The organism is Paenilisteria riparia FSL S10-1204, assembly GCF_000525995.1.
GTDB lineage: Bacteria > Bacillota > Bacilli > Lactobacillales > Listeriaceae > Listeria_A > Listeria_A riparia.
In genome coordinates this window covers 24360-50735 of record NZ_AODL01000010.1, presented here as the reverse complement: position 1 = coordinate 50735, position 26376 = coordinate 24360, and the positions used below count along the sequence as shown (strand labels likewise).

The window sequence follows — 26376 nt, the reverse complement described above, 5'->3', positions numbered from 1 at the left end:
TCACATCTCCATATCGTTCTGTAGATTTTTTTCTATAATTTTTTCCGTAGGCCTGTTCAACGTCTTTCAATGAGCTACCCAATGTTATATTTTTTTTTCGTCGTTAGTTTTTGATTTGGCACTTCATTTCTCAATTCAATACAGACTATCTTCTTATTCTGGGCAGTAACAACAAAACTATCTTCATCATTATAATAATACGTATTGTTATTTTTCCCATGAGAAATAGCGAATTCCGGATAATAATGGCGGATGTGTTCCTCATCCATACCAACGGTCAGCTTTCCAATACCATCATCTTTTAGTGATGTATCTTTTATTGGTCCATTATTTTTAAACCACATAAAACCTACAAATAATAACACTGCCAAAATAATTAGTGAAATTATTAATATCCATTTCTTAGTCAAATGCTATTCACCTCTCCCATCCTGCTTTTAAATATAGATTAATTAAATCAGCGGGGGCATTTTTGGCATAGAGTATTCTAGCCCCTTCACATTTTTAACTATTAGATTATCAGTAGATAAGTTGGCACTAGCCTTTTTTTGGTTTCTGATTTGCTGTTCATTTTTTCGTGATTATGCGTTTCATCAGCAAACACATTTAACGATTCCACTGCCACGCTGCCAAGCAAAAACATAAACTAATTCTAATCATTTTCAGTGCTATCTCTCCCTATTAGTGTAGTAAATCACATTATACCATAATAAATTTGATATATATTCCATTAGTCCTAAACGTAGCGATTTTGTTCCTGAATGCTTATTTTTACAGTTATAAAAACATTAAATATAACATTATAAAATTATTGGGAATTTCCTCAGTATATTTATTGAGAAACATAATCCATTAACTAGATAAACCTACTCCTAATTTACAGATGAACATCTGAAAAACAAAAAGGGGTACATTTTTTGTTGACAAGGAAACTAAATAGTTATAAGATAATTATGTTTCCTAGGAATCAATATATCTACAAGGAGTTTTCCACATGACTAAAAACAAAGTAAAAGGTTCAGGATTATCCAGAGAAATCCTCGTCGCGGCTTGGGCTATCGCACTTGGCGCCATTGCACCGATGCTGGACTCAACTATGGTGAATATCGCCATCGACCAACTAAATAAAGACTTCCACACAACTTTAGATACAATCCAATGGGCCATTACAGGTTACGTTTTAGCTCTCGCCATCGCCGTGCCTATATCTGGTTGGCTGATGAATAAATTCAATGGCAAGAGAATTTTTATCGGAGCGGTTGTCGCTTTTGGGATTACTTCGGTTCTTGCTGGGCTTAGCTGGGATGTTTCCAGTTTCATTTTCTTCCGACTGCTTCAAGGGTTTAGCGCTGGTGTCATTACTACGCTGATGTCAACGCTTCTCGTCAAAACGGCGGGACCTGAAAATCTCGGTAGAGTCATCGCAATTGTTACGACGCCCATGATTCTTGGTCCAATTCTCGGCCCTGTTATCGGTGGCTTTATTATTCATTTCGCCTCGTGGCACTGGATTTTCTTTATCAACGTGTTTATCGTTCTTATCGCGGTGCCGTTAATGATGAAATCGATTCCTGAGTTCGAACCGTTCAACAAAGATAGTAAGCTCGATGTTTTCGGGATTGTTACTTTGGCTGGTATGAGTGTTGCCTTGATTTACGGTATTACAAAAGCCGCCAGCCACGCTTCTTTCAACAATAGCGAAACATTGCTTTGCGTTGGTGTTGGCCTTGTTTTGGCGGTCGTTTATGTCATCTACAACCACATTCGCAAAAATCAAACGGTTCTTCCGTTAAACTTGTTCGTGCATAAGCGTTTTGCGGCATCGAGTATTGGGCTTTTCCTCGCGAATATCGCCATTATGGGGCCAATGATTATTATGCCGCTTTTCTTCCAAACTTTCCGCCATTTCACGCCTATTGAAGCTGCGATCGCACTGATTCCGCAAGGTGTTGGTATGATTGTGACGAGACCTGTGATTGGTAAAATGATTGATAAATTCGGCGCCAAATATGTCGTGATGGTCAGCCTCGCTCTTTCACTTATTGGCTCAATTCCGCTTGTCTTTATTACGGATAAAACGAGTATGATTTGGATTTCCATCATCTTATTCATCCGCGGTACAAGCATTGGAGGTATTAATTTGCCACTGACGACCGACGCGTATACAGGTCTTGATAACAAGCAAATTCCTGAAGCTAGTATTGGCATTAACATTATCGAAAATCTCGGTTCCAGTTTTGGTTCCGCCGTTATCGCTACGGTTGTCGCCAGTTTCGTTCAAGTCTTACATCCCTCTTTTGCCGCGAGTTTGAAAGGTTTCCAGGCTGGTTTTCTAGTATCTGCTGTGGTCCTCGCGCTCATCTTCATTCCGAGTTTCTTCTTAACTAATAAGCAAAAAAAGACTCGTTGACTTACTTGAGTCTTTTTTTGCGCTATCCATTTAAATATTTTTTTAGGAGAAAAATAGGGCCTATCGCGGATTGTTTGGCATTGCAATTTCGGCAACAGTCTACGGTGTGATTACGGCGAGTGGAAATATTGATTTAGCAGCGATGATCGGTTTATTGACAAATGTTGGTTTTTGCTTGCCTTCGTTGATCGCGATTATTGTAACTGTGCCAAGGGATAATAAGGCTGTAGAACTTGTAACGGAATAAGTCAGATTGGAGATGTTGGTTTGTCCATGTATTCTTTCCAGCGTCTCCAATCCAACAATACCCATTCTTTCCCTTTCGCTAGCCAGCCGCATTCAATCAACTCTTTACGCACGCCATTTAAATATTCTCGTGTGCAATGTGCATATTTAGCCAACTCTACTTGTGTCATGACAGTGGGAATATAGCAATTGTTTAATTGACAAATTCCAATTTCACAGGCAATTTGATATAAAAGTGCCATAATTCTTTGTTTTACTGGTAAGGCGTATATATTTAGCTGATAGGTTAACGCCTGTATCATCCTTGCTTGTGTTTGGTTTTGTTTTTGCAAAAAATCGCTTGGTGAAACCATCGGCAATCGTGTGATTCTGGCATGACCTTGTGCTTGAAATTGGATAGCGTCACCAAACAAAGGTGTCTCCGTAATGATGAAATGTCCTTCTCTTAATATTTTTATAAAATGATTTCCCGTTCTGCATACTATATAACCATGAATTATCGCATATTCTCCGTATTCTTTAATAAATTCCCCTTTTTTTAGTTCCGTTACTGGACTGTTGTTTGTTGTCATCGCTTTTTCCTCCTTTTTAGGTACGCTTTTCGCTAGGTTTTGTATGGCTTAATGCAATCATGTAAAGTACAGCTAGAATAATGCTGATGATGCTTCCTGATACAAGCAGTGTATCAACAGGGCTGGTACATAATGCGTAAATGAATGGAAAGGCAACAATTAATTTCATTTTAAAATTACCACTCGTGGAGCGAATAATCGCGATAAGTGTAACAATGAATAGCGCAATTAGGAAAATGCTCCCGAGAATGCCTGTCTCACCAATAATCATTGCCCAATAGGAATCTGTGATGAAGGATGGATTGATACTGGATAGTCCCCAAACACGAGATAACTGGTAATCGAAATATAGTGGTGAGTAATGAAGACGAGAAGCATGAGAGCCGAACATTCCTAATCCAGCGCCAAATGGAGCATGGTCTTTGGCAATTTCTACAGATGTACGTAGTAATACGCCGCGTGCCTCTGTGTTCTCCGCACCAAATTGATTGATGATACGGTCCCAGCTGAACCAAGCAAGGAAGCTACCGAGTAAAAGATACATGTAATTTGGTATTCGCTTGATGTATGGAAAGAATAGGAGTAGCAAAAACAGGCATAAATAAATCCCGATGGCAGTACTTCTACCCGCCGTAAAAATAAGCCCCAAGTTCAACAGTAAATATAGATACGGCAATCGTGTTTTTTGCAATAAGGAAAAGAACACCATCAATACCGTAAAAATAATCACAATCATACTAAACGGCGCGGGGTGACCAAAACCGTAAGCATACGTTGGCATGCCAAAACGAATATCAAAAGGTTGCATCAGCGGCACTGCGATATTTAGTACATAGACGAGTAAACAAATAATAGAAAACAGCCATGCTAAGCGTTTCATCCACGGAATACTCGCTCGAAAATCAAGCCCCTTCACCAAAATTCGACCACTATAAAATAAAATAAGAAACTTCGTCATCCCGAAAAAGGTATACAGTTGCATCGCCATCGTATTGTGTGGCTCGTTAAATAAATTCGGCATAAATGCGACTAAGAAAAAGGCGCTACATAAGACAAGCGATAATAAAATCCACCCGTCCATCGCTTTTTTCTCTGCTTTTTCTAGGAAAAATAGTTTCACTAGAGCAACCATTGCAAAGCCAATGACGATGATTTCATTGATATACCCCAAAACTGGGTTGATTGTCTCCAGCAAACTGGAAAACAAGGCGACGATAAACAAGATCATGTAGATTACCATACTTTATTTCACCACTAATTTCTGTATTATTTCGCAAGGCGACGCGCGTTTTTAGCACGCATCATTTTTTTCGCAAGGAGGAGTTGACATGTAATTAGCATCAGCGCAAATCCGAGTTGGATGACGATATTAGGAACGTCGCTGAGTGATACGTAAATGCTCTGTATAAACAAGATAGCAAGGCTACACCAAAAGAGCGTTTTGGCTTGCATCTGATGGAAAAATCTTGTTTGCTTCATGCGGAGTAACCAAGTGATTAAGAATCCGATAAGCGTTGCGATGGACGCTCCAATAATACCGATGAACGGAATAAGCAGGAATGATAAAGCGATATTCACAGCGCCACCTTTTAATGTGGTTATGACGAGTTGCTTTGTTTTTTTTCTCTGCCATATAGGAAACTTCTAAGAAACTTGAGAAACTGGACAGGATTACCGCAATTAAAAGAAACGGAACGTACTGCCAAACGCCTTGATACGCTGCGGAGAACAATGTCTCGGCGAGCGGTTGCACGATAAGGAGAATCGCTTCGGTCACGATGAAAAACAAACACGAAAAGATACTGAACACTTGGGCAAAGAAAGTATCGTTTTTCTTAATCCCATCTCCAATTGCCGAAATACTCCATGCTTGGAAAAAGATTGTATTTATCATCGATAGCAAACTTGGAATTTTAGCGGCAACCGTATATAAACCATTTGCTGCTACGCCAAGAAATAGCGTTAAAATGTAACGATCTGATACTTGCATCACCCACCAAAGAATCGCATTTGGAATCAGTGGCAAGGAGTACAACAACATTTTCTTCAATAAAGCTTTGTTCATCTCTCGAAAAGAGAATAAGCGGTATAACTTACTTCCGAAAAACAAGACAATAGCTTGGCAGGAAAATGCAACTAAATTGGCATAAAGAAACCCTTCAATACCCATATTGCCATATTTCAAAAAGATAAGATTAGCAATAAATAACACGACTGCCATAAGAAGTCCCGATACAGAATATAAAATGAGTTTGCCGTTTGCTCGTGCTTGCTGCTGAAATAATGCATTCCATGCCTGGACAAGTAAAATAGCGCTACATAGCAAGTAATAATTTTGAAGCATGGGGATCTGTAATAATATTGGTGCTAGCAAAATCAAAATGGCTGTCATCAAAATTAAGATCGCGCATCCTGTGCTGAACACCTGCTTCGGACTTACCTTATCCATCGTGTAACGAAACACGCCATCTGCAATACTTAGCGTTACAATCGGCAATAAAATAGAAATTGTCATCATTAAAATATCTGCTTTTCCATATTCGGCTGGCGATAAATAAAACGTATAAAACGGAACTAGTAAGAAAATCATAAATTTGCTGCCCATACTTCCCAGCCCAATAATGAACGTATTCCAACCTAGTTTTTTTAGACGATTCATAGCATGCATGCCTTCTTTTGCTCTGTATTTTTATTCTGCATAGTAATAGTCCCGCATCTTCATTTTCGTGTTGTTAAAGATTGTCCCAATGACTTTTGCACCTGCTGCGTCTAGTTTTTTCAAAGCTTTTTTGGCGTTTTCTTGTTTGGTGTAGTTGTTACGGATGACTAAAATGGAGCCATCTACCCAGGAAGCGATGATTTGGGCATCAGCGACAGACATGACTGGGGGTGTATCAATGATAATGCGATCGTAATTTTCGTAGAGCTTTTTGTAGAGTTGTTGTACCTTTTCGGAGTTAAGAATGGAAGCGGGATCGGCGGGTGTCATGCCAACTGGGAGAACATCGAGGTGAGGAACTTCCGTTTTTATAATCGCTTCTTCTAATGGCAACATATCTTTTAAGAAACCAGTAATTCCGTAAGAGGAATGGCACTCTGGGAAAATTTTGTGCACGGTTGGTTTTCGCAAGTCAAGATCGATGAGGATGGTTTTCATATCTAATGCAGCGTAAGTAATCGCAAGGTTGGCAGAAATTAAGGACTTTCCGGAGTCAGGGTCTGGGGATGTAATCATGATGGATTTATATTCGTTATCAATCCCTGAAAAATCAATGTTGGCGCGGATATAACGAAATGATTCGGCGTAGGCTGACTGGGGTTCGTTTTTAGCTACTAGTTTGCGTTTACCGGATGTTTTGTCGCGAAATTTTTTGCTTCTCATTTATTTTTTTCTTCCTTTCCTTGCGTCTTTGGATTGATATTCCGGCAGTTTACCGATAGCTCCGAGCATTGGTACGCCTAATGTTTCAATATCTTTTTCTTCTTTAAATTTATTGCTAAGTAGGTTGCGCATGAAGGCGATGATGATACCTAGAAGCATGCCACCGAATAGACCAACAAGCCCGATGAGTCCGGGTTTTGGTGACACGGGGGTCGTTGCTTTTGTCGGTTGTGCGACAGATAAAATATTGATATTGTCTACTTTCATGACTTTGGGTGTGATTTTTTGAAAAGCTAGTGCGGCTTGATTGGAAATTTCGGCAGCAGTATCTGCATTTTTGTCTTCTGCTGTGATGTTGATAACTTGTGAATCTTGTTCCGTGCTAACCGTTATTTTCTCTGCTAGTTCTGCGCTCGTGTAGGCGCCATCCATCTCCTTGGAAACTTGATCTAAGACACGCGGGCTTGTGATGAGAACGCGGTATGTGTTGACGAGTTGTAAATTTGCCTGAACTTCGGCGTTTTGTGAAACGGCATTTTGACTTGTCTCCATTTGTGAAACAATCACTTGTGCGTTCATGGCAAACATTGGCGTCATCCAAAGATACACAACAAGACTTGCTGTCACTAAACCACCAATCGCAAAGCTGGCAATCCAAAGCCAACTTTTTTTTCAAAATGGTGATGATGTCTTTCATACTAAATAGGTTTTCCATCTGTTTCTCCTCACTTATGGTTTAGTTTCGAATAGAGTTGTTCCCATTTTTTAAGATACGGAGCCATGGCAAAACGGTTTTCTATCGTGCTTCTTGCCGCCTTGGAAAATTGGGTGCGCATCGCTTGGTCACTAAGCATCGTCGTGATGGCAGTAGCAAGCTGTTCGGTATTTCCTGCCTCGATGAGCATGCCGTTTTGATTTGGTTCGATGGCTTGAGGAATACCACCAACATACGTGCTAATATTTGGGATTCCGTGGGACATCGTTTCTAAAATCGCCATTGGCAGACCTTCGTGATACGATGGCAAAATGTGAAGTACGGCGTCTTGCAAAATCTTCTCTTTCGCTTCGGCATCAATCCAACCGCCAAGTTGCACATTCGTTAAGTTGCGTTGCTTGATTTCATCGGCTACTTTGTCCACCTCACCGTCACCGTATAAATCGAACTGCACATTCGGAAAAACGGTACCTACTTCTTCTGCTATTTTCAGGATATCATAACTTCCTTTGCGCTCGCCGATTCGTCCAAAAGCAATAATATGTTGCGAGGTGGCATTGTAACTACTTTCTGCTGGCATGTCTACCGCATTTTCAATAACGGTTACTGGCACATCTGTTATTTTTTCATAAAATGCGGCCCATTCTTCGCTTAGAACAACCACTTGATCTGGTTGACGCAATGTCCAACGTATATATTTCTGAGCCAAGGGGTGGCTACGATGATAAAAGGTGTCAAATTGAGAGGCATGCATATGGAGTACGACGCGACAAGATGATTTAGAAAGCAAAAGCAACAATGATTTTCGATAAAAACTGCCTTGTTGCGCCATATGAATATGCACGATATCGATCTTATTTTGGCGAATAATTTTTCGAAGTTGGAAAAAAGAGCGTACGGTGGTTTGGAGCCGCTTATAGAATGTACCTTCTTGCCATGTTGCGAGGTAAGTTACGTTGTGTTCGGAGGAATCAAAATGCGTCTCGAAATTGCCAATGACCGTTGCGATACCGCCTTTTGATGCGCTACTTGGACCAATCATTAAAATATTCATGCGAAATTTCCTGCTTTCTTATTTAGCTTTTAAAATATGCCTAGAAAGACGAGATTACCGACGATGTAACGATCAAACATTCGGATTGGTTCTTGAATGAAGCGATAAAACCATTCACAGCCAAGACGTTGTATCCACGCTGGTGCGCGTTTCGTTTTACCGGCAATGACGTCAAAACTACCGCCTACTCCCATAACAAACGGGACATTCATACGTTCTAGTTGCTCATGAATCCAATATTCTTTCATCGGGCTAGAAAAAGCGACAAACACAATATCTGCTTGGCTAGCGCGAATTTCCTCGGCAATGCTAGCTGAAATACTAGCGTCAAAATAGCCGTTTTCATGACCCACGATTTGGATGTTCGGATACTTTTTACTAGTTGTCATTACAACTTGGCGGGCAACCTCTTCTGTCGCTCCGAAAAAGAAGACGCGATAAGCCTTTTCATCGGCTAGTTGAAGCAATTCATCCATTAAGTCAATACCTGTAACGCGTTCTGGCACTTGTTTACCAAGCATTTTGGCAGCTAATAAAATAGAAGCTCCATCTGCATTGATTAGCGGCGAACCATTCACAATGTCACGTAAAGTGTCGTCTCGTTTCATTAAATTAATCTTGTTTGCGTTTATTACCACGTGCTGTACGGGCGTTCGTGCTTGGATAATTTCATCGATACGCGTCACCGTTTCTTGCATCGTTAAGCAATCGAGCTTACTTCCTAATAATTCAATTCTCATAATCCTTACATTCCTTTTCCAGCGAACTCTTTAAAAGTGGCACATAAAATCTTGATGTTCAGCCACATGCTTTGTTCGCGAATATATTTCAAATCTAGTTCAACCATTTCTTCAAATGTTAATGTGTTGCGTCCGCTCACTTGCCAAAGTCCTGTACAACCTGGCGTCACGGTCAATCGTTGTAAATCGTAATCACTATATTGGGCAACTTCTCGTTCTAATGGTGGGCGTGGCCCAACAAAACTCATCTCGCCTTTCAGAATATTAAGAAATTGAGGGAACTCATCTAAGCTGGTTTTGCGGATAAACCGACCGATTTTGGTGATTCTTGGATCGTTTTTCATTTTGAACATATGCCCTTCCATTTCGTTTTCAGCGAGCAGGGCTTCTAGTTTCGCTTCGGCGTCGACGTGCATCGAGCGGAATTTATACATATAGAACGGTTGCTGGTTTTTACCGATTCGTTTTTGGCGGAAGAATATAGGGCCTTTCGGGTCGTCGAGTTTAATCAGGCAAGCGATGATAAGTGTGACGGGCGCTGAGATGAGGATGGCCAATAAGGCTGCGATAATGTCAAAGATGCGGATAAAACGGTTCGTTGCTTTGGCTTTTAATTGAATTGGTTTGTCGCTGGATTGTTCGTAATACATGGCTGGGTCTTCACCTTTCTACATTTTCTGCGGGATTTTATTCACGGCTTCGTATAAGTTTCCTAAATGATGTAATGTCGCGTGATGGTTTTTAACAATCGTTTTTGTATCTAAAATTCGGGCTTGGCTCATAACTTCTGTGGCGCTTTCTGGGATGGTTTCGAATTCGGCATGATCGGTTAATACAAGAATCAGTGAGCTGTCTTGGCATGCTTCTTCGATTGGCATTGTGGCGTGCGCTACATGGGGATCGTATTCTACCACATCAAAGCCTGCGCGTTGCAACATCCATGAGATTTCTTGTGCTGGGCTTTCACGCGTGTCGTCAATGTTACCTTTATATGTGAGACCAAAAATGGTGATTTTGCGATTTGGTGCTGTTTCCATCAGTTTCGTGACGTTTTCGACAACGAAATGTGGCATGGAACTGTTGATTTGTCGTGCGGTTTGAATCAGAGGTGAAAAAGTTGGGGATGCCGCAGCGACGAAATAAGGATCTACCGCTAAGCAATGGCCGCCGACGCCTGGCCCTGGAGAATGGAGGTTAACGCGTGGATGACGGTTTGCCATCTCGATGACTTTTAAGGCGTTGATTTCAAGGTCTAAACCGATTTTTGCGAGTTCGTTAGCTAGTGCGATATTGACGTCGCGATACGTGTTTTCCATTAGTTTGCTTAGTTCGGCTTCACTTGCTGTAGATTCGATGAGTTCGCCTTGAACAACGGTTTGATACATCTTTTTGGCAACGGCTGTGCAGGCTGGTGTGATTCCGCCGATGATGCGCGGATTGTGAATAAGTTCGTAAGCGATGTTCCCTGGTAAGACACGTTCTGGGCAGTGTGCTAAGAAAATATCTTCACCTACCGTAAAACCTGCTGCTTCTAACATTGGCTGTACGACATCTTCGGTAGTTCGAGGGGCGATGGTGGATTCTACGATGAGTAGATTGCCCTTTTCTAAATACGGAATCGTGCTTTCTACTGCGGAAATAACATACGATAGATCACACGATTTGTATTCGTCTTCGTTGTTTGGTGTAGGAACGGCAATGATGAATGCGTCTGAATCACTCGGTGTTAGTGCTGCTTCAAAATTTCCTGCTTGTAGGGCTTCGTTGTAAAGGGCTTGTAATCCTTCTTCTTCAATATGAATATATCCTTGATTGAGTGTTTCAACGACCGCGGGATTTGCGTCAACGCCTCGTACGTGATGACCGTGTGTGGCGAATAATATCGACGTTGGTAGACCGATATAACCTAATCCGATAGTTGTGATTTTCATTTTACTTCACCTTTCCTAACCGTTTTATTTTTCGGGTACTTTAAGTTCCCATTGTGCTTGTTTCTTTCCTGCTGGTTCGTAGTAGAATGTGACTGTTTTAGCGTCTGCAGGGATTTCGTAGTAGCCTTTGCCTTCGATTGTTTTGCCTGGTTTGATAGCTGTTCCGAAGTTCTTTTCTTCTAAGCCGTATACATCGTAGCTTTTGCCGTTATCTGCTTTTACTTCGAAGTCTGCTGCTCCTGCGCCGCTTTCTTCTTTAGAGATATTCTTAATGTTCATGTCTACGATGAGCATTTGTTTGTTTTTATCGCCTGATTCTGCATAACCGCTTTTTACGGATTCGACTTGGATGTCAAGGTCTGCTGTTTCGACTGTTTTACCGACTTCGTTTTTAACTTCTTGGGTGTTGTCATTTGTTCCACATGCTGCAAGGCCTAGTGTGATTGCTGTTGCTGATAGTAAAAGTCCTAATTTCTTTTTCAAGGGGATATCCTTCTTTCTTATTTGATGTGCTAAGTATACACCCAGCTAGGTTGCCGTGATTTTATGGGAATGGTGAACAAATAGCCTATTTTTAATGATACGTATATTGAAGCTTCTATTTTTTGCTGTAAAAATTGCATTTTGACGTGATATTGGCACTTTGTGAACATTTGATGAATATTTGATTTTGCTCGTATTTCAAAAAAATAGGGGCTGAGTAGTATTTTTTCGGGAAAATATTGCTTCAAATACATGGGAGCACGTGATGTGCTCCCGTATTATTAGTCGACGATTGTGACGTTTTGTTCGTCCATCACTAAGCCGTTTTTGTCTAGTAAAGCGATTTTAACGGTGTCTGATTTCGATGATACTTTGTCTTGTAGGCCAACGTAGTAGTTGAAGTTACCGTTTGCTACGGTTCCACCGATTGGTAAGGCTACGCCGTTTACTGTTACGCGAAGGGACTTGGCATTACCAGTGTATGTTCCTTTGATCGCGCTTGTTTTGAAGGAGAAGTTCGCTGGTGTGATTGTGCCTACTTCTGGTTTTGCTGCTGCGATGTTCACTGTTTTTGTGTCTAAGATGTTGCCGTCTTTGTCTAGGCCTTTGATGGTTACTACGTCTGATGTTTTGGAAATTTTGTCGCCGATCCAGAAGTTGATTTTACCGTCTTCTACTGTACCGCCTTGGTATTCTGTGCCGTTGATTGTGACGATGACAGATTTCACGATACCTGTGTAGCTACCTGTTAGATATTTGTCGCCTGGTGTTGTGAATGTGTCTGGTGTGACAGTTCCTGTTGTTTCTGGGGCTGTTTGTTGTACGGGTACTGTTTTGCGTTGTAGCGAACGGCCGTATGCGTCGTAAGCTTCGATGATAACTTCGTCGGATGGAGATGTGATCTTGTTACCGATGTAGAAGCTTACTTGTCCGTTAGAAACGGTACCACCTGTATATTTTGTGCCATTGATTGTGACAGATACTGTTTTGACATCGCCTGTGTAGCTAGCCGTTAGTGTTTTATCTGTTGCGATTGTATACATGTTTGGTGTAATTGTTCCTGCTGTTACTGGTAAAACTTTCGCTACGGTTACGGCAGATGTCGCGATTTTGTTGCCATTGCGATCATAACCGTCTACGAAAACGACTTGGTTCGTGTTGTTGATTTTGTCTTTTGCGTAGAATGTGAAGTTACCGTTTGCTAGTGTTCCGCCGCTGTAAACTGTGCCGTCCACGCGTACTTTAATCGATGCCACATCGCCTGTGAATGCGCCTGTGATGTTTGTGTCTGTGCCAACGTTGAAGTCGTTTGCTGTTACAGTTCCTGTGCCGACACCTGATGTGCTGTCTTGGGCATCGGAAAGGGCGATGGCGCTTGTTGCGATTTTGTTGCCTTTGGCGTCGTAGCCGTCGATGCGTGCTGCTTTGGATTTGTCTGTGATTTTGTCTAGGGCGTAGAAGCTGAAGTTGCCGTTAGCTACGCTACCGCCGCTGTAAGTCACACCGTTGTATACGAGTTTGATGGATTTCACGTCGCCTGTGAATGTTCCTGTCACGTTCTTGTCTTGGTGAATGACGAATCCGTTGGCTGATACGGTACCTGTGCCTGGTGTGTTGTCGTTGTCGCCTTTGTTAGATAGGGCTACGTTGCTTGTGGCGATTTTATTGCCTTTGGCGTCGTATGCGTTGATGACTGCGGCTTTTGTTTTGTCTGTGATTTTGTCTAGGGCGTAGAAGTTGAATTGACCGTTAGCTACGGATCCGCCTTTGTATGTCACACCGTTGTATACGAGTTCCACTGAGGCTACTGCGCCTGTAACTGTTCCTGTGATGTTTTTATCTTGACCGATGACAAATGGGTTCGCTGATACTGTTCCAACACCTGGTGTATTGTCGGAAGATTTTTGAATGATGTTAGCTGTTTTCGTATCTAGGACGTTGCCGTATTTGTCTAGGGCTTCGATTTTGTATGTGGTTGCTGTCGTTGCTGTTGTAATTTTATCGAATGCATAGAAGCTGTATGAGTGATCTGTTGCATTTACGCTTCCACCTGTATATACATTAGTGCCCACCGTTACACGGAAGTTCTTCACGTCACCGGAATAAGTTCCTGTGATATTTTTATCGGTTCCTACTGTAAAATCATTAGCTTTTACAATCGCGCCTGTTTGTGCTGTTTGTGTAACTGTAACTGTTGTTGCTGGGCTAACTTTATTGTTTGGTGTCGTTGCTGTGGCATCTATCTTTGTTCCTGCTGCTTGTGCTGGGATATTGATCGACCATGTGCCATCTGTTGCTACTGTACCTGAGTAAGTCTTGCCGTCTGGCGTCATTACTTTGATAGTATCGCCTGCTACGCCTTGTCCTGTTACTTTTGTATCCGTATCTTTGATTGGATTTACAGTCGGTGCTACAGGGGTACGATTATCTTGTACGGTTGTGTTGGCAGATGATGTTTTACCATTGCTTGTCGCTGTTGCTGTGACAACTGTTCCGCCTAGTTGTTTAGTAATTGTCAAACTGTATATACCATCTGATCCGACGCGACCTGTTGCCAGTTGTTTGCCACTTTGATCTGTTATGACAATGTTTGCATTTGGTTCTGCTGTTCCTGAAACGGATGTGGAATCTGTTGTCAGTGCGTTAATTGTTGTTTGATTAATGCCATCACGTTCTACAATAGTAGAGGCTGTGGATGTGAAACCTGCTAAAGTTGCTGTTGCTGTAATAACATTTCCTTCTGCTTGCTTGGTAATCGTCATGCTGTATATACCGTCTGATCCGACACGACCTGTTGCTAATTGTTTACCGTCTTGGTCTGTAATAACCAATGTGGCATTCGGCTCTGCTGTTCCTGAAACGGATGTAGATTCTGTGGTTACTTTATCAATCGTTGTTGTGTCAATTTCTCCTCGAATAACGGTTGTTTGCGCAGTAGATGTTTTGCCGTTTGATGTAGCTGTTGCTGTTACAATTGTTCCTACTGCTTGTTTAGGAATGGTAATACTATATATGCCGTCTGATCCGACGCGACCGGAGCCCAGTACATCACCAGCGCTATTTTTGATTTCGATAGTTGCGTTTGGTTGTGCTGTTCCTTCTGCTACTGTTGATTTTGTTGTTAATGCAGAAATCGTTGTTTGTGCAAGTTCGCCTTGTGTCACCGTTGTTGTTGCAGACGATGTCACCTCTCCAACTTGCGCTGTTGCTGTTACTCTTGTACCAACATCTTGCTGTGAGATTGTAATGCTGTAAGTGCCGTCTGATGCTACTTTTCCAGAGCCTATGACTTCATCATTGGCTGTAATTTCCATTGTTGCGTTTGGCTCTGCTACACCTGTTGCTGTTGTTGAATCTGTCGTTAGTGGGGCAATGGTTGTTTGCGCAATGACAGCTTGTTTTACTGTGGTTTCTGCGGAAGACGAAATACCGTTAGAAGTAGCTGTTGCTGTTACTTTTGTGCCTGCTGTTTGTTTAGGAATTGTCACTTCGTAGTAACCGTCTGATCCGACACGGCCAGTTCCTAATGTTGCACCTGCTTCGTTTTTAATCACGATTGTTGCATTCGGCTCTGCCAAACCTTTTGCTGTTGTTGAATCGGTTGTCAGTTCTTCGATTGTTGTTTGTGCGATGCTTGTTTGTGCAAAGCTACCACCGAAAAGTTTTGCTGTTTTTTTACTTACAAATTGGGATTGGAATTGTGCACTATTTGATGTTAGTTGTTTTTGACTGAGGTTTCCTTTGTCCCAACCAGATAAATTAAATGTTGCTGTTGTGAAATCATTGTAATTGTGTGTTGGTAGTGTAGTATTGATTAAACCGGAATCCCATGTTGATAAGCCTTTATCGGAATTAATATTGATATTCGTTGAACTTCCCGCATAGTTGGCAAAAACGGAGCCAACAGGGTTCGTATTTGTAATAGCAAAATTGGAGCCATTCTCAAATACAAGTTTACCTCCTGTTTGGACTGTTCCTTGTTTACCTGGTGAAGTCACCACAAAATCGGCACCTGTTTGGACTGTTAGGTTCCCGCTTTTGATAGAGATACCTTCTTCTGTCAAATCGCCAGCAGTAGCCTTAAATTTAGCGCCTGTTTGAACAACCATATTTCCACCTGAACAGGCTGTGTAGATTGCTTGTTCATTTGTAGAAGTTATGTCCATGTTTCCTGCTGTTACTATTTGTGTATCGCTATTATGACCGTAAATGGCATGATCTCTTGCTGTTACTTTCAAATCAGAGTTCGCTTCTTGTGTCAAACTACCGTATAGACGAATGGCTGGGCATGAAGTGGTACATGTGAAATCAACTTTTGCACCGGTTTTAATGTTAAGTATTTTTCCTTGATATACTTCTTCTCCTGAGGCGCTTGCTGTAACGTTTCCTTCTAAGATGGTTGTACCGCTAGCATTATATACGAATTGTTTACCACTAGATCTCACATCTTTATAAGTGACTTGTACACCCTTTGATTCTGACCAGAATAATGGATAGATATTTTGGTTCGTAATTGTTAGATCTTCCACGCGATTGACTATATTTTCTTTTGAAATTCCGATTTTATAGGAATTCATATTAAGCGTATGGCCATTACCGTATAGATTTTTTTGCGTTGTTACGCTAAAGCTTGATGTTACTTGAATGTCTGCTGTTAATTGGATATTAGTTACACTTGCATTTGTTAACGCTGCTTTTAATTCGGCAAATGTTGCTACTGCTGTTGCATCCGTTGGTGTAGCTGTTAGTGCGGCATTTTTAAGTGCGGCTTCACTGGCGAATACGTTAACTGGTAGTGTACTTAGTAGCGAACTCCCAACTAATATAGTTGCTAAAGCAATCGGTCCACTCTTTTGGATGATATTTTTTTTCTTTGGCATAATTAAATGCCTCCCTCTTTTAATTTTTACTCTAAGCTCGTAGCTATTTAATGAATGTTGACGTGACATTGATAATTTGTGAACATTTGAATTTGCCCGTATTTCAAAAATAAGAGCAAAGTAGTTTTTTTTTGAAATATGTTGCTTTCAATACGTGGGAGCACGTGATGTGCTCCCGTATTGATTTGTGTGGATTAGTCGACGATTGTTACGTTTTGTTCGTCCATCACTAAGCCGTTTTTGTCTAGTAGAGCGATTTTAACTGTGTCTGATTTCGATGATACTTTGTCTTGTAGGCCAACGTAGTAGTTGAAGTTACCGTTTGCTACGGTTCCGCCTACTGGTAGGGCTACACCATTGACTGTAACGCGAAGAGACTTGGCGTTACCAGTGTATGTTCCTTTGATCGCGCTTGTTTTGAACGAGAAGTTAGCTGGTGTGATTGTGCCTACTTCTGGTTTCGCTGCTGCGATGTTCACTGTTTTTGTGTCTAGGATGTTGCCGTCTTTGTCTAGGCCTTTGATTGTGACAACGTCGGATGTTTTCGAAATTTTGTCGCCAATCCAGAAGTTGATTTTACCGTCTTCTACTGTTCCGCCTTGGTATTCTGTACCATTGATTGTGACGATGACTGATTTCACGATACCTGTGTAGCTACCTGTTAAATATTTGTCGCCTGGTGTTGTGAATGTATCTGGTGTGACGGTACCTGTTGTTTCTGGTGCTGTTTGTTGTACGGGTACGTTTTTCACTTGTAGGGAGCGACCGTATGCGTCAAGTGCTTCGATTGTTACGGTGTCTGCTGCTGTGATTTTGTTACCGATATAGAAGTTTACTTGTCCGTTAGAAACGGTACCACCTGTATATTTCGTGCCGTTGATTGTAACTGTTACGGATTTCACGTCACCTGTATAGCTTGCTGTTAAATATTTATCTGTTGCTACTGTGAACATGTTTGGTGTGATTGTTCCTGCTGTTACTGGTAACACTTTGGCTACGGTTACGGCAGATGTCGCGATTTTGTTGCCATTGCGGTCATAACCGTCTACGAAAACGACTTGGTTCGTGTTGTTGATTTTGTCTTTTGCGTAGAATGTGAAGTTACCGTTAGCTAGTGTTCCGCCGCTGTAGACTGTGCCGTCAACGCGTACTTTGATTGATGCTACATCGCCTGTGAATGTGCCTGTGATGTTTGTGTCTGTGCCAACGTTGAAGTCGTTTGCTGTTACAGTTCCTGTGCCGACACCGGATGTGCTGTCTTGGGAATCAGAAAGGGCGATGGCGCTTGTGGCGATTTTGTTGCCTTTCGCGTCGTAGCCGTCGATGCGTGCTGCTTTGGATTTGTCTGTGATTTTGTCTAGGGCGTAGAAGCTGAAGTTGCCGTTAGCTACGCTACCGCCGCTGTAAGTCACACCGTTGTATACGAGTTTGATGGATTTCACGTCGCCTGTGAATGTGCCTGTGACGTTCTTGTCTTGGTGAATGACGAATCCGTTGGCTGATACGGTACCTGTGCCTGGTGTATTGTCGTTGTCGCCTTTGTTAGATAGGGCTACGTTACTTGTAGCAATTTTGTTGCCTTTTGCATCGTATGCGTTGATGACTGCGGCTTTTGTTTTGTCTGTGATTTTGTCTAGGGCGTAGAAGTTGAATTGACCGTTAGCTACAGATCCGCCTTTGTATGTCACACCGTTGTATACGAGTTCCACTGAGGCTACTGCGCCTGTGACTGTTCCTGTGATGTTTTTATCTTGACCGATGACAAATGGGTTCGCTGATACTGTTCCAACGCCTGGTGTGTTGTCGCTGTTTGCTTTGATGATGTTGGCTGTTTTTGTTTGTAGCACGTTGCCGTATTTGTCTAGGGCTTCGATTTTGAATGTGCCTTCTTTTGTTGCTTTGTCTAGGGCATAGAATGTGTAAGTGCCTTTGACTTTGTCGATGGATCCGCCAACGTAGACGTTGCTACCGATTGTCACACGGAAGTTTTTCACGTCGCCTGTGAAGTTACCAACGATGTATTGGTCTTTACCAATTGTGAAGTCTTTTGTTGTAAGTGTGCCAGATTGTGGTGTTTGTGCAATGGTGATGTCTGTTTTTGGACTTGTGTTGCCGTTTGATGCTGTTGCTGTGACATCGATTTTCGCGCCTGCTTCTTGAACTGGGATAGCTACAGACCATGTGCCGTTGTCCGCTACGATAGCGCCGTAGTGGGAACCGTCTGGTGTTGTTACTTGGATAGAATCACCTGGTGTTCCTGTTCCTGTCACTGTTGTGTCGGAGTCTTTCACTGGGTTTACGACTGGTGCGGCTGGTGTACGGTCGTCTTGTACAATCGTTGTTACGGAACCGCTTGTTTTGCCTGCTTTTGTTTGTTCTACAGCTACGTTTGTGCCGGCTGCTAGTTTAGGAACGGTTACTTCGTATGTTCCGTCTGCTTTGACTGTATCTGTGTACGTCATGTTGTTTGCTTTTACTGTCACTGTTGCGCCTGCGACACCTGTTCCTGTTACTTTGGTATCTTGGTTGGAAACGCGGTTAACCGTTGGGTTCGCTAATACGTCTGCTTGAACGGTTACTGTTGTTGCTGCGCCTTTGTTGCCAGCTTCGTCTGTTAGAGAAACTTCGATGTGTGCACCGATCGCTTGTTTTGGCATGTTGATACGGAAATTACCTTCGCTGTCTGTGCGACCTTCGATGATACCGCCTGATGGTAGTTTCACTTCTACGTCACAATTTGCTTCACCTGTTCCAGAAATGACTGTGTCTGTGTCTTTGACTGCATTGACGCTTGGTGCGTCTGGTGCGATGACGTCTAGGACTGTTTTAGTTGTTTTTTGGCTTAAGGTGTTAGAGCTGTCTTTAGCGATAGCTTCTACGATTGCGCCTGCTTCTGGTGTGTCGATGTTAACGGAGAATTCGCCAAAGTCATCGATGGTACCACCATATGAAATGCTGGAATCGCCTGTTTTTACTTTGATGGTGATGGTATTTCCTGGGTCACCAGTTCCTGTTACTCGTGTGGATGTGTTGGTAACATTGTTTAGTTCTGGTGTGTTTGGACCTTCATAAGATACAGTTGCTGCGGCTTTCGCACTGGATACACCGTTTAATACGGATGTTGCTTCTACTACTGCATTTGCTGCTTGTTTTGGAATCGTTACGCTCCATGTACCGTCTGAAGTGACTGTTGTTGGATATTCGATGCCGTTTGCTTTGAATGTTAGTGTAGAACCTGCTTCACCTGTTCCTGATGCTGTTGTGCTTTTAGATGTTAACGGATTGATGGCTGGTGTAGCGATTGGCGCTTGTTTGACGTTGACGTTTTTTGCATCACTGATATTTCCTGCGATGTCTTGTGCTGTCACTTGAAGTGGTGTGTTGTAGGCTTGTTCTGGAATGGTAACGGTATAAGCTCCACTACTATTTGCTTGCGCTGTGCCGATTTCTGTACCATTAGCCTTTACAGTTACGTTTGCGTTTGCTTCTGTTGTACCTGAAACACTTGTGGAATTCGTGAATACCTCATTAACCGCTGGAGCTACTGGGGCTGTTTTATCATTATCCTCTACTTTAATATTTTTATACTGTGAAGTCATGATACTTCCTGGTACAGAACTGTAAGGATATTGACCAAATGTTATGGTTTGCGTTGTAGATGTAGCTACAAAAGAATAATTTAAATTTTTCCATTCATTATCAGTATTAGCAATTCTCATATCTGATATATTCACTGCACCTATACCTCTATATGTTGAAGACACATTTGTTGTCTCATTGAATGCTAAACCATTTGAACCTAAACTGACTACCATACGATTCGGGTTTGTCCCAGATACATTGCTTGCAGAAACTCTATAATCTGCAGTGATTGTGTAAGTTCTCCCAGGAATTAAATTCTTCATGGTTTGACCAAACATTCCTATTGGTTGCGGAGCAACACTAGACATTGTTGTTATACTGGTTTGTAAAATACTTTCCCCACCTGACATAAATGACTTCACATAATACTTACCATTTCTATTTGATCTGTCTTGCACATTATAGGAATCCCCCGATACAATCAGTGGCTTAATATCGGCATTTGAAATAACTTTATTCCCATCATAATCATAACCTTGTGAATAATAGTAATTCCAATTTTGCCCACCTATATTGTTAAAATTAGAGAATGTTGAATCATCGAACAAGTTCCTATTTTGAATCGTAGCCCCTAATCCTGCAGACTTCAATCCACCTTGCAACTTCTGTTCTGCTTGATTCCCAACTGCCGTACTACCTTCATTCTCCGCCGCCATGCTCTTCACTGGCATTGTTGTGATTAGTGAACTTGCTACTACATTCGCCGCGACTACTGCCATGGCTACTTTTTTCATTGTTTGATTTTTACTCATTATTTGTTGTCTCCTCTTATTATAATTTTAGTTTTTTTACTCATGAATTAATCGACGCTGGAATTGTTTGATTTGACCTAACTCCTCTCAGCTATGGTTTCATTCCGTTTGCGTTTAGCTTGAATTCATGAACATCGACTCCTTTCTGCTTTTTATTCGGTTACTTTAGCAAGCTTGCTAACATCTCGTTTTCTTGTATGGCTGCTTTATTCATTACTAATTGATGTGATATCGGTTCTAAAAATCCTTCTTCTATCAGTTGTTTGCAAATGTAGTACATCGTTGTCATTGTTATATTTAAATAATTAGCAATTATTTTTTTAGTTAGAATTTTCGGTAATATTAAGTGCTGTGTATCTTCTTTGCCATATCGTTTAGCTAGTTGGATCATGTTGGCCATGATGCGTTCTTTTGTTTCGACCATTTGGTAGACATTTCGTTGGATTAAATATTCGTTATTTGTTTTCATCTCATTGTATAGGTAGAAGACGCCTTCTTGGGTAGACATTAGTTTGCGCATCACGTCTTCTTTGGCGAATCGCCATACTTCTGATTTAGCAAGGGCTTGGACGGTGAAGAATGATGTTTCGTTTCCTAGGATGCTGTTGATGCCGATGAATTCGTTTTGTTTGGTGAAGCTGATGACGTGTTCTTTTTTCCAATTGCTGAAAAGGCCGCTTTTGACGATGTATATATAATCGTGAATTTGATTTTCGTGGAATAAGATGTCCCGTTTGTTTAATAGAAGCTTTGTGCTTGGAATGGGGTATGTTTTTTTGTCGAGTAATAAGTGGATGAGTTGATTCGTATTAAATGTCTCTTCCATCACTTCTTTATCGAATAACTGCATGTATGACATGGCTCTAACTCCTTTCTTTGTGCTTTTCAAAACAGTGAATACTCTTTCGATATATTTATCTTAGCACCTTTTAAAAAATCTGTTTCACAAATATGCTAACTTGATGAATGTCTTTTCCGAACAATATGTGAACGTGTTATAAATTAGTGTCGTTTTTCGGATAAATAATCATGCCGTGGGGTTCGTCGTGTAGTATTCCTTGGGCTGAGAGGCGTTTGCAGACAGAAGCGACGGTGGCATAACTTAGTTGTAAGTAGTTGGCAAGCATTTTTTTGGAGAAGTACATGGTCATGTAGATGGCGTTGTTTTTTTCTTCGCCGTATAGGTAGCCGAGGTGTAATAATGCTTGGAGTACTTTGTCGTAGTTGCTTGTTTGTGCTGCGATTCGTGTTTTTAGGAGTAGGGTGTGGTGGGTTAATACTTTATTTAAGGTTTGGATGCCGGCTGGTCTTTCGGCTAACTTCCGAGTGACTTCGCTTGCTGGAATTTTGTAAAGGACTGTTTTGGTTAATGTGATAAGGCTTGATGTGGCGGTGCTTCCGTGAAACATGGTGTCTAGTCCTAAGCATTCTTCTTTGCCTAGAAAGTGAAGGACGGTTTGGTTTTTTGTTTCGATGACTACGCCGGATGCGATGATGTAGATGGCGTCGTTTTTTTTTTGTTTCTTCTATTATGGTTTTGTTTGCGTCCATATATAATTTTTCGTAAGGTAGCGAATAGGTTGTGTCTTCTAATAGGTATGCTTTCAACTGACGATTAATGCAGTGTGTTTCTAGTTCGGATGGATTTAAAATCATTATTTTCTCCTCCTTGTTACTGTCTCTCTTTCGAATAACAACAGTATACTCCGTTCTGTGATTGGTTGTTTTTTTATAAATATGTCACTAGGAGAACAAAAACGTGGAATAGCATCCTATGCCTATGTTTTGCTAATTTATCGCTTTTTAAAGATGCCGAAATCGAGCGAAATCGATAGTATTTGAACAATTTATGAACTTTTAAAATGTATTGGATTTAACTTTTATTTTCTATCAAGCCTCTTATTTTTATAAAATAGTCTACTAAGAATCGATTTTGAGGGTAGAGTGGAGGAATTTTAGGGTATAGTAAGCTTAGGTAAAATTAATTGTGACGAAAGGTTGGATGGCTTATGTATCGCGAAGGCGAACTTGCGTCTTTGGCCTCTTTCTCTAATACTTTGAAATTGTTAAAGAAGGATGCGCATTTTAATCAGTTTTGCACGCAGCATAGAGTTCCAAAAGGTACAACGCAGGAAATTACAGATGATATGAAGCATGTGTACTTGCTGGAAAGCGGTTATTTAAGTTATACGTATGCTGGAAAAGTTGGTGGTGGCTATTTCTTTATTACGTTCCCAGGTTCGTTTGCTAATCTCCCTATTTCAGGAAACCAAGTACCGATGGTTGGAACATTGACTGCATTGACAGATGTTGTGTGGTGGAAAATTGATGTAGATTTTTTGCGAAAAATGCTTTTTACGGAGGATCCGCGTAACCACATTATGTTAAACTTTGCTTTACAGACGCGTTATTATCTCTATTTAATTGTTAAAAAGTATCATTTGACTTCGGAGGAACGTGTGTATTTCTCCTTGTTGCGTTGTACGGAGTCGGGTATTCAGGTCAAGGATAATCAAGCGGAGTTGCCGTTGTTTCTGACGTATGATTTGCTTGCTCAGTTTTCAGAGACATCGAAAAGCTATACATCGCGTGTTCTTGCGGAGTTGCGGAATAAGGGGATATTGCAGTCGTCGAAAAAGCCGTGGGTAATTACGGATGTGAATTATTTGAGGAACTTAGTGGACGTAGGGGATGATTTACGACCGCTTGTATAGAAGATGAGGTGTGGATTGCTTTTGGATAGCGATTTGCGCCTTATTTTTTTGAGTACATTGAAAGAAAGCGTTCGCTTATCATGTGTTAACGAATCTTTGTTGAATTTCCCCAGCTAAGCCCGCTTCTTTTGCTATACTTTATAGAAGGGGGCGTTTTTATGCGGATTTTTATTATGGAAGAGCAGTTCGTCCAAATAATGAAGGAAGTTATTGATGCAAATCATTATCCATTTGATATTCATGTGGTCACTGATTCGGCGGCGATTTTGCAAGATATTGGAGAATTGCCTAATATTTATTTTCTACCTGCGGATTCGTCTGATCTTGCGTGGCAGATTAGGGAATTGGATGTGCATGGGTATCTTATTTTTTTCACGGATTGTGTTCATGTGCTGCACGATATTGTAGCGCAGTATATTGCGCCGACTGCATATATTGTGAAGCAGGAGGAGATTTCGGATGCTATTGCTTTTGCGTTGCAGTCTGTTTATTCCAGGGAAATGGTGCGCCAAAATACGAATTTTTTTGTTTTTGATAACGAAAATCGGGTTTTGTATGAAGATATTCTGTATTTCGAGACAATTCCACGGACGAAGAAGGTTAAGTTACATACTTGTAGTGGCACGTATATTATCGCGGATTTTTTGAAAAATATTAAAGCTAGATTGGTAGGTCACACCGAGTTTTCGGGAGTCAATTCTTATTTAATTAATCTACATAATGTCATTCGTATCGACCGGAAAAATGGGATTATTACGTTTAGAGGCGATGCTGAGATTCACGCTGGTCGCCGCGTTATTAGTGCGGTTTACAGGGATTTCCAAGCACACTATTCGCACTAAAAAAGCCCCGCAATAACGCTGAGGTTGTTGGGGGCACGAAATTTTTTTCATTTAAAATGTAGTTTTTCTATCGGGTAAAACTAGACCATCTCTGGGTTTTTAAATAAACTGCGCCATGTTCGCAACATAATGATTAAGCAAACGGTGAACGCTCCTACATCTGCGAGTGGGAAGGCATACCAAACGCCGTCCAACCCCCAGAAATTCGGCAAAATCAGGAGTAATGGGACTAGGCAAATAATCTGGCGCATCAAGGAAATAACGAAGGAAATCCGAGCCCGGCCTAATGCTTGATACAAGCCACCACATACTATTTGGAAGCCAATTGTTGGCGCGGCTAGTAATACGACCTGTACGGCATGTGCACCATCTTTTAGCAAGGCTTTGTCTTCGGTAAAGACGCTAACCAATAAATCTGGGAACAGCTCTACTATGACAAAAGCTACAATCGACATTGCTGTTGCCGCAATAATGGATAGTTTGACCGCTTTAATCACGCGCTTATATTCTCGGGAACCGTAGTTAAAGCCAACAATAGGTTGCATTCCTTGGGTGACCCCGTTTATTGGCATAATCATGAAGGAGGCAATTCGATTGGCAACGCCGTAAGCTGCAATTGCCATTGTTCCGCCGTGAATATTGAGCATCCAGTTCACGGCAATCGATACGATACTTCCCGCCGACATCATAATAAATGACGGGAATCCAATCGCCACAATGTTTCCCGACAATTTCCAATCGATATGGAAGCGGAAGCCGTGAAGTGTGAGCGAACTTTTTCCAGATAGGAAGTAAATAAGTAGCCATGTCGCGCCCACCGCCTGAGCAATCAATGTCGCAAAAGCAGATCCGCGAATGCCCCAATCCAGACCCATAATGAAAATCGGATTCAAAATCATGTTTAAAACTGCGGAAATGATCATGGTCAGCATCGCAATTTTGGCATTACCTTCAGAGCGAACAATGTTGTTCATCGCCATTCCGAATGTTTGGAAAACCGAGCCAAGTAGTAAAATTTGCAGGAAATCCTTTGCGTATTGATGAATTTCTGGTGTCGCGCCAAACATCGTGATAAGCGGATCTAGGTAAACAAATGTCACAAGAGCAAGCAACAGGCTGGAAATCACCACAAGCCAAATGACTTGGTGGTAAACTTTATTGGCCCGTTCTTGGTCTCCGGCACCTAGGGCCCGCGAAATAATCGAAGCCCCGCCAATTCCAAACATGGCCGCCATCGCCATCATAATCATCTGAACAGGAAACGCGATAGAAAGTGCTGCAACACCTAACGAACCAACGCCCCTCGCCACGAAAATCGTATCGACAATGTTATACATCCCCATAACAAACATACCGATAAAGGCAGGAACGGACAGTCGCCACATGAGCGAACCAATTTTATCTTCTCCTAATCGCTTACTCTGTTCCTTCATTACCGCTCACCTCCTCTTGAAAATTCTGTGCGTTTTCAGCCATTCGTACTAATAAATGCACGAGTTGCTCACGCTCTTCTTCTGTCAAACCGTCTGTCAAAATTCCCGACCAAGTTTTCATCGTTTCTTCAATGATTGGCTGAACTTCTTGGCCTTTGCTCGTTAAATAAATCAGATGTTTTCGTTTATCAGTTTGGTCCACTTCACGTCTAATCATGCCTAAGTCTTCTAACCGTTGAATGTGGCGTGCAACATTCGCCTTATCTACCATAAATCGCTTCACAATGGTGTCTTGTGATAAACCTCCATGATGATATAATGTCGTGATATAGCGTAATTGTCCAACGCCCAAGCCATATTCTTTTAACCGATTTAATTTGAATGTATTTCCACACCGATTCACAATCGACATCGATTTTGCGATAATTTCGTACCGATTTGCCATACTACTCCCTCTTTCTATGTAATACATTAGTTGCGATATCAACTTTACTCATTATAGCTAATATCAGTGATGCAATCAAATTTGACTTTCCAAACCGGATTTGCCACAATAATTAATAGTAGAAAGTGAGGTCAA

18 protein-coding genes and 3 pseudogenes are annotated in these 26376 nt (G+C 41.5%); 4 read left to right on the top strand and 17 right to left on the bottom strand.

What is annotated here, in order from left to right; translation table 11 throughout:
• Positions 1-74: 74 nt before the first annotated feature.
• Positions 75-410 (bottom strand): hypothetical protein, encoded by a 336-nt coding sequence (locus PRIP_RS08395; RefSeq protein WP_036100795.1) that lies wholly within the window; start codon positions 408-410, stop codon positions 75-77.
• A 584-nt stretch (positions 411-994) separates the two neighbouring features.
• Between PRIP_RS08395 and PRIP_RS08390 the strand changes: the two genes are divergently transcribed.
• Both PRIP_RS08390 and PRIP_RS16975 read left to right on the top strand, forming a co-directional pair.
• Positions 995-2410: an MDR family MFS transporter gene (locus PRIP_RS08390; protein WP_036100794.1), complete on the top strand. Its 1416-nt coding sequence runs from the start codon at positions 995-997 to the stop codon at positions 2408-2410.
• Between the two features lie 67 nt (positions 2411-2477).
• Positions 2478-2657, top strand: a pseudogene (locus PRIP_RS16975) (MFS transporter); the annotation flags it as partial.
• Between the two features lies 1 nt (position 2658).
• Here the strand turns inward: PRIP_RS16975 and PRIP_RS08385 are convergent.
• From PRIP_RS08385 to PRIP_RS08320, 14 genes and pseudogenes are all read right to left on the bottom strand, one after another.
• Complete coding sequence (locus PRIP_RS08385; protein ID WP_036100793.1) at positions 2659-3228, bottom strand: Crp/Fnr family transcriptional regulator; 570 nt, start codon at positions 3226-3228, stop codon at positions 2659-2661.
• 16 nt (positions 3229-3244) lie between these two features.
• Positions 3245-4468 (bottom strand): hypothetical protein, encoded by a 1224-nt coding sequence (locus PRIP_RS08380; RefSeq protein WP_036100792.1) that lies wholly within the window; start codon positions 4466-4468, stop codon positions 3245-3247.
• A 183-nt stretch (positions 4469-4651) separates the two neighbouring features.
• Positions 4652-5887 carry a lipopolysaccharide biosynthesis protein gene (locus tag PRIP_RS18355; protein WP_036100791.1) on the bottom strand — a complete coding sequence of 412 codons (1236 nt, stop codon included), beginning with the start codon at positions 5885-5887 and terminating at the stop codon, positions 4652-4654.
• 30 nt (positions 5888-5917) lie between these two features.
• Positions 5918-6610, bottom strand: coding sequence for a CpsD/CapB family tyrosine-protein kinase (locus tag PRIP_RS08370; RefSeq protein ID WP_036100790.1), 693 nt, complete (start codon positions 6608-6610; stop codon positions 5918-5920).
• Positions 6611-7267, bottom strand: a pseudogene (locus PRIP_RS08365) (YveK family protein); the annotation flags it as partial. It abuts the gene before it with no gap.
• 68 nt (positions 7268-7335) lie between these two features.
• On the bottom strand, positions 7336-8379 hold the full coding sequence (locus PRIP_RS08360; protein ID WP_036100789.1) for a glycosyltransferase family 4 protein: 1044 nt from the start codon (positions 8377-8379) through the stop codon (positions 7336-7338).
• Between the two features lie 29 nt (positions 8380-8408).
• Positions 8409-9119 (bottom strand): WecB/TagA/CpsF family glycosyltransferase, encoded by a 711-nt coding sequence (locus tag PRIP_RS08355; RefSeq protein ID WP_036100788.1) that lies wholly within the window; start codon positions 9117-9119, stop codon positions 8409-8411.
• A gap of 5 nt (positions 9120-9124) precedes the next feature.
• Positions 9125-9769: a sugar transferase gene (locus PRIP_RS08350; protein ID WP_052008817.1), complete on the bottom strand. Its 645-nt coding sequence runs from the start codon at positions 9767-9769 to the stop codon at positions 9125-9127.
• Positions 9770-9787: 18 nt separating this feature from the next.
• Entirely contained in the window at positions 9788-11050 is a 1263-nt protein-coding gene (locus PRIP_RS08345; protein ID WP_036100787.1) for a nucleotide sugar dehydrogenase, read from the bottom strand.
• A 24-nt stretch (positions 11051-11074) separates the two neighbouring features.
• On the bottom strand, positions 11075-11533 hold the full coding sequence (locus PRIP_RS08340) for a DUF4352 domain-containing protein (RefSeq protein ID WP_052008816.1): 459 nt from the start codon (positions 11531-11533) through the stop codon (positions 11075-11077).
• 281 nt (positions 11534-11814) lie between these two features.
• Complete coding sequence (locus PRIP_RS08335; protein ID WP_036100786.1) at positions 11815-16413, bottom strand: immunoglobulin-like domain-containing protein; 4599 nt, start codon at positions 16411-16413, stop codon at positions 11815-11817.
• Between the two features lie 194 nt (positions 16414-16607).
• Positions 16608-20807, bottom strand: a complete 4200-nt coding sequence (locus PRIP_RS08330; RefSeq protein ID WP_036100785.1) for an immunoglobulin-like domain-containing protein — start codon at positions 20805-20807, stop codon at positions 16608-16610.
• Positions 20808-20967: 160 nt separating this feature from the next.
• The gene (locus tag PRIP_RS08325; protein ID WP_036100784.1) at positions 20968-21666 is read right to left on the bottom strand and encodes a Crp/Fnr family transcriptional regulator; all 699 of its coding nucleotides are present in this window, start codon (positions 21664-21666) and stop codon (positions 20968-20970) included.
• Between the two features lie 136 nt (positions 21667-21802).
• Positions 21803-22312, bottom strand: a pseudogene (locus tag PRIP_RS08320) (Crp/Fnr family transcriptional regulator); the annotation flags it as partial.
• A gap of 504 nt (positions 22313-22816) precedes the next feature.
• Here PRIP_RS08320 and PRIP_RS08315 point away from each other — a divergent pair.
• Together PRIP_RS08315 and PRIP_RS08310 are read left to right on the top strand one after the other, a co-directional pair.
• Positions 22817-23521, top strand: a complete 705-nt coding sequence (locus PRIP_RS08315; protein ID WP_036100782.1) for a Crp/Fnr family transcriptional regulator — start codon at positions 22817-22819, stop codon at positions 23519-23521.
• Positions 23522-23679: 158 nt separating this feature from the next.
• Positions 23680-24363, top strand: a complete 684-nt coding sequence (locus tag PRIP_RS08310; protein ID WP_036100781.1) for a LytTR family transcriptional regulator DNA-binding domain-containing protein — start codon at positions 23680-23682, stop codon at positions 24361-24363.
• Positions 24364-24443: 80 nt separating this feature from the next.
• On the opposite strand, the gene PRIP_RS08305 is transcribed toward PRIP_RS08310, so the two are convergent.
• A complete protein-coding gene (locus PRIP_RS08305) occupies positions 24444-25796 on the bottom strand; it encodes an MATE family efflux transporter (RefSeq protein WP_036100780.1) in 1353 nt (450 codons plus the stop codon).
• Positions 25780-26241, bottom strand: a complete 462-nt coding sequence (locus PRIP_RS08300) for a MarR family winged helix-turn-helix transcriptional regulator (protein ID WP_036100779.1) — start codon at positions 26239-26241, stop codon at positions 25780-25782. The genes PRIP_RS08305 and PRIP_RS08300 overlap by 17 nt, the downstream gene beginning before the upstream one ends.
• Between the last annotated feature and the right edge of the window lie 135 nt (positions 26242-26376).

Excerpts from the sequence above, each read along its gene's own strand:
- PRIP_RS08355 (WP_036100788.1), bottom strand. The coding sequence starts at position 9,119 with ATGAGAATTGAATTATTAGGAAGTAAGCTCGATTGCTTAACGATGCAA.
- PRIP_RS08345 (WP_036100787.1), bottom strand. The coding sequence starts at position 11,050 with ATGAAAATCACAACTATCGGATTAGGTTATATCGGTCTACCAACGTCG.
- PRIP_RS08350 (WP_052008817.1), bottom strand. The coding sequence starts at position 9,769 with ATGTATTACGAACAATCCAGCGACAAACCAATTCAATTAAAAGCCAAA.
- PRIP_RS08390 (WP_036100794.1), top strand. The coding sequence starts at position 995 with ATGACTAAAAACAAAGTAAAAGGTTCAGGATTATCCAGAGAAATCCTC.
- PRIP_RS08360 (WP_036100789.1), bottom strand. The coding sequence starts at position 8,379 with ATGAATATTTTAATGATTGGTCCAAGTAGCGCATCAAAAGGCGGTATC.
- PRIP_RS08315 (WP_036100782.1), top strand. The coding sequence starts at position 22,817 with ATGTATCGCGAAGGCGAACTTGCGTCTTTGGCCTCTTTCTCTAATACT.
- PRIP_RS08370 (WP_036100790.1), bottom strand. The coding sequence starts at position 6,610 with ATGAGAAGCAAAAAATTTCGCGACAAAACATCCGGTAAACGCAAACTA.
- PRIP_RS08325 (WP_036100784.1), bottom strand. The coding sequence starts at position 21,666 with ATGTCATACATGCAGTTATTCGATAAAGAAGTGATGGAAGAGACATTT.
- PRIP_RS18355 (WP_036100791.1), bottom strand. The coding sequence starts at position 5,887 with ATGAATCGTCTAAAAAAACTAGGTTGGAATACGTTCATTATTGGGCTG.
- PRIP_RS08330 (WP_036100785.1), bottom strand. The coding sequence starts at position 20,807 with ATGAGTAAAAATCAAACAATGAAAAAAGTAGCCATGGCAGTAGTCGCG.
- PRIP_RS08385 (WP_036100793.1), bottom strand. The coding sequence starts at position 3,228 with ATGACAACAAACAACAGTCCAGTAACGGAACTAAAAAAAGGGGAATTT.
- PRIP_RS08300 (WP_036100779.1), bottom strand. The coding sequence starts at position 26,241 with ATGGCAAATCGGTACGAAATTATCGCAAAATCGATGTCGATTGTGAAT.
- PRIP_RS08335 (WP_036100786.1), bottom strand. The coding sequence starts at position 16,413 with ATGCCAAAGAAAAAAAATATCATCCAAAAGAGTGGACCGATTGCTTTA.
- PRIP_RS08380 (WP_036100792.1), bottom strand. The coding sequence starts at position 4,468 with ATGGTAATCTACATGATCTTGTTTATCGTCGCCTTGTTTTCCAGTTTG.
- PRIP_RS08305 (WP_036100780.1), bottom strand. The coding sequence starts at position 25,796 with ATGAAGGAACAGAGTAAGCGATTAGGAGAAGATAAAATTGGTTCGCTC.
- PRIP_RS08310 (WP_036100781.1), top strand. The coding sequence starts at position 23,680 with ATGCGGATTTTTATTATGGAAGAGCAGTTCGTCCAAATAATGAAGGAA.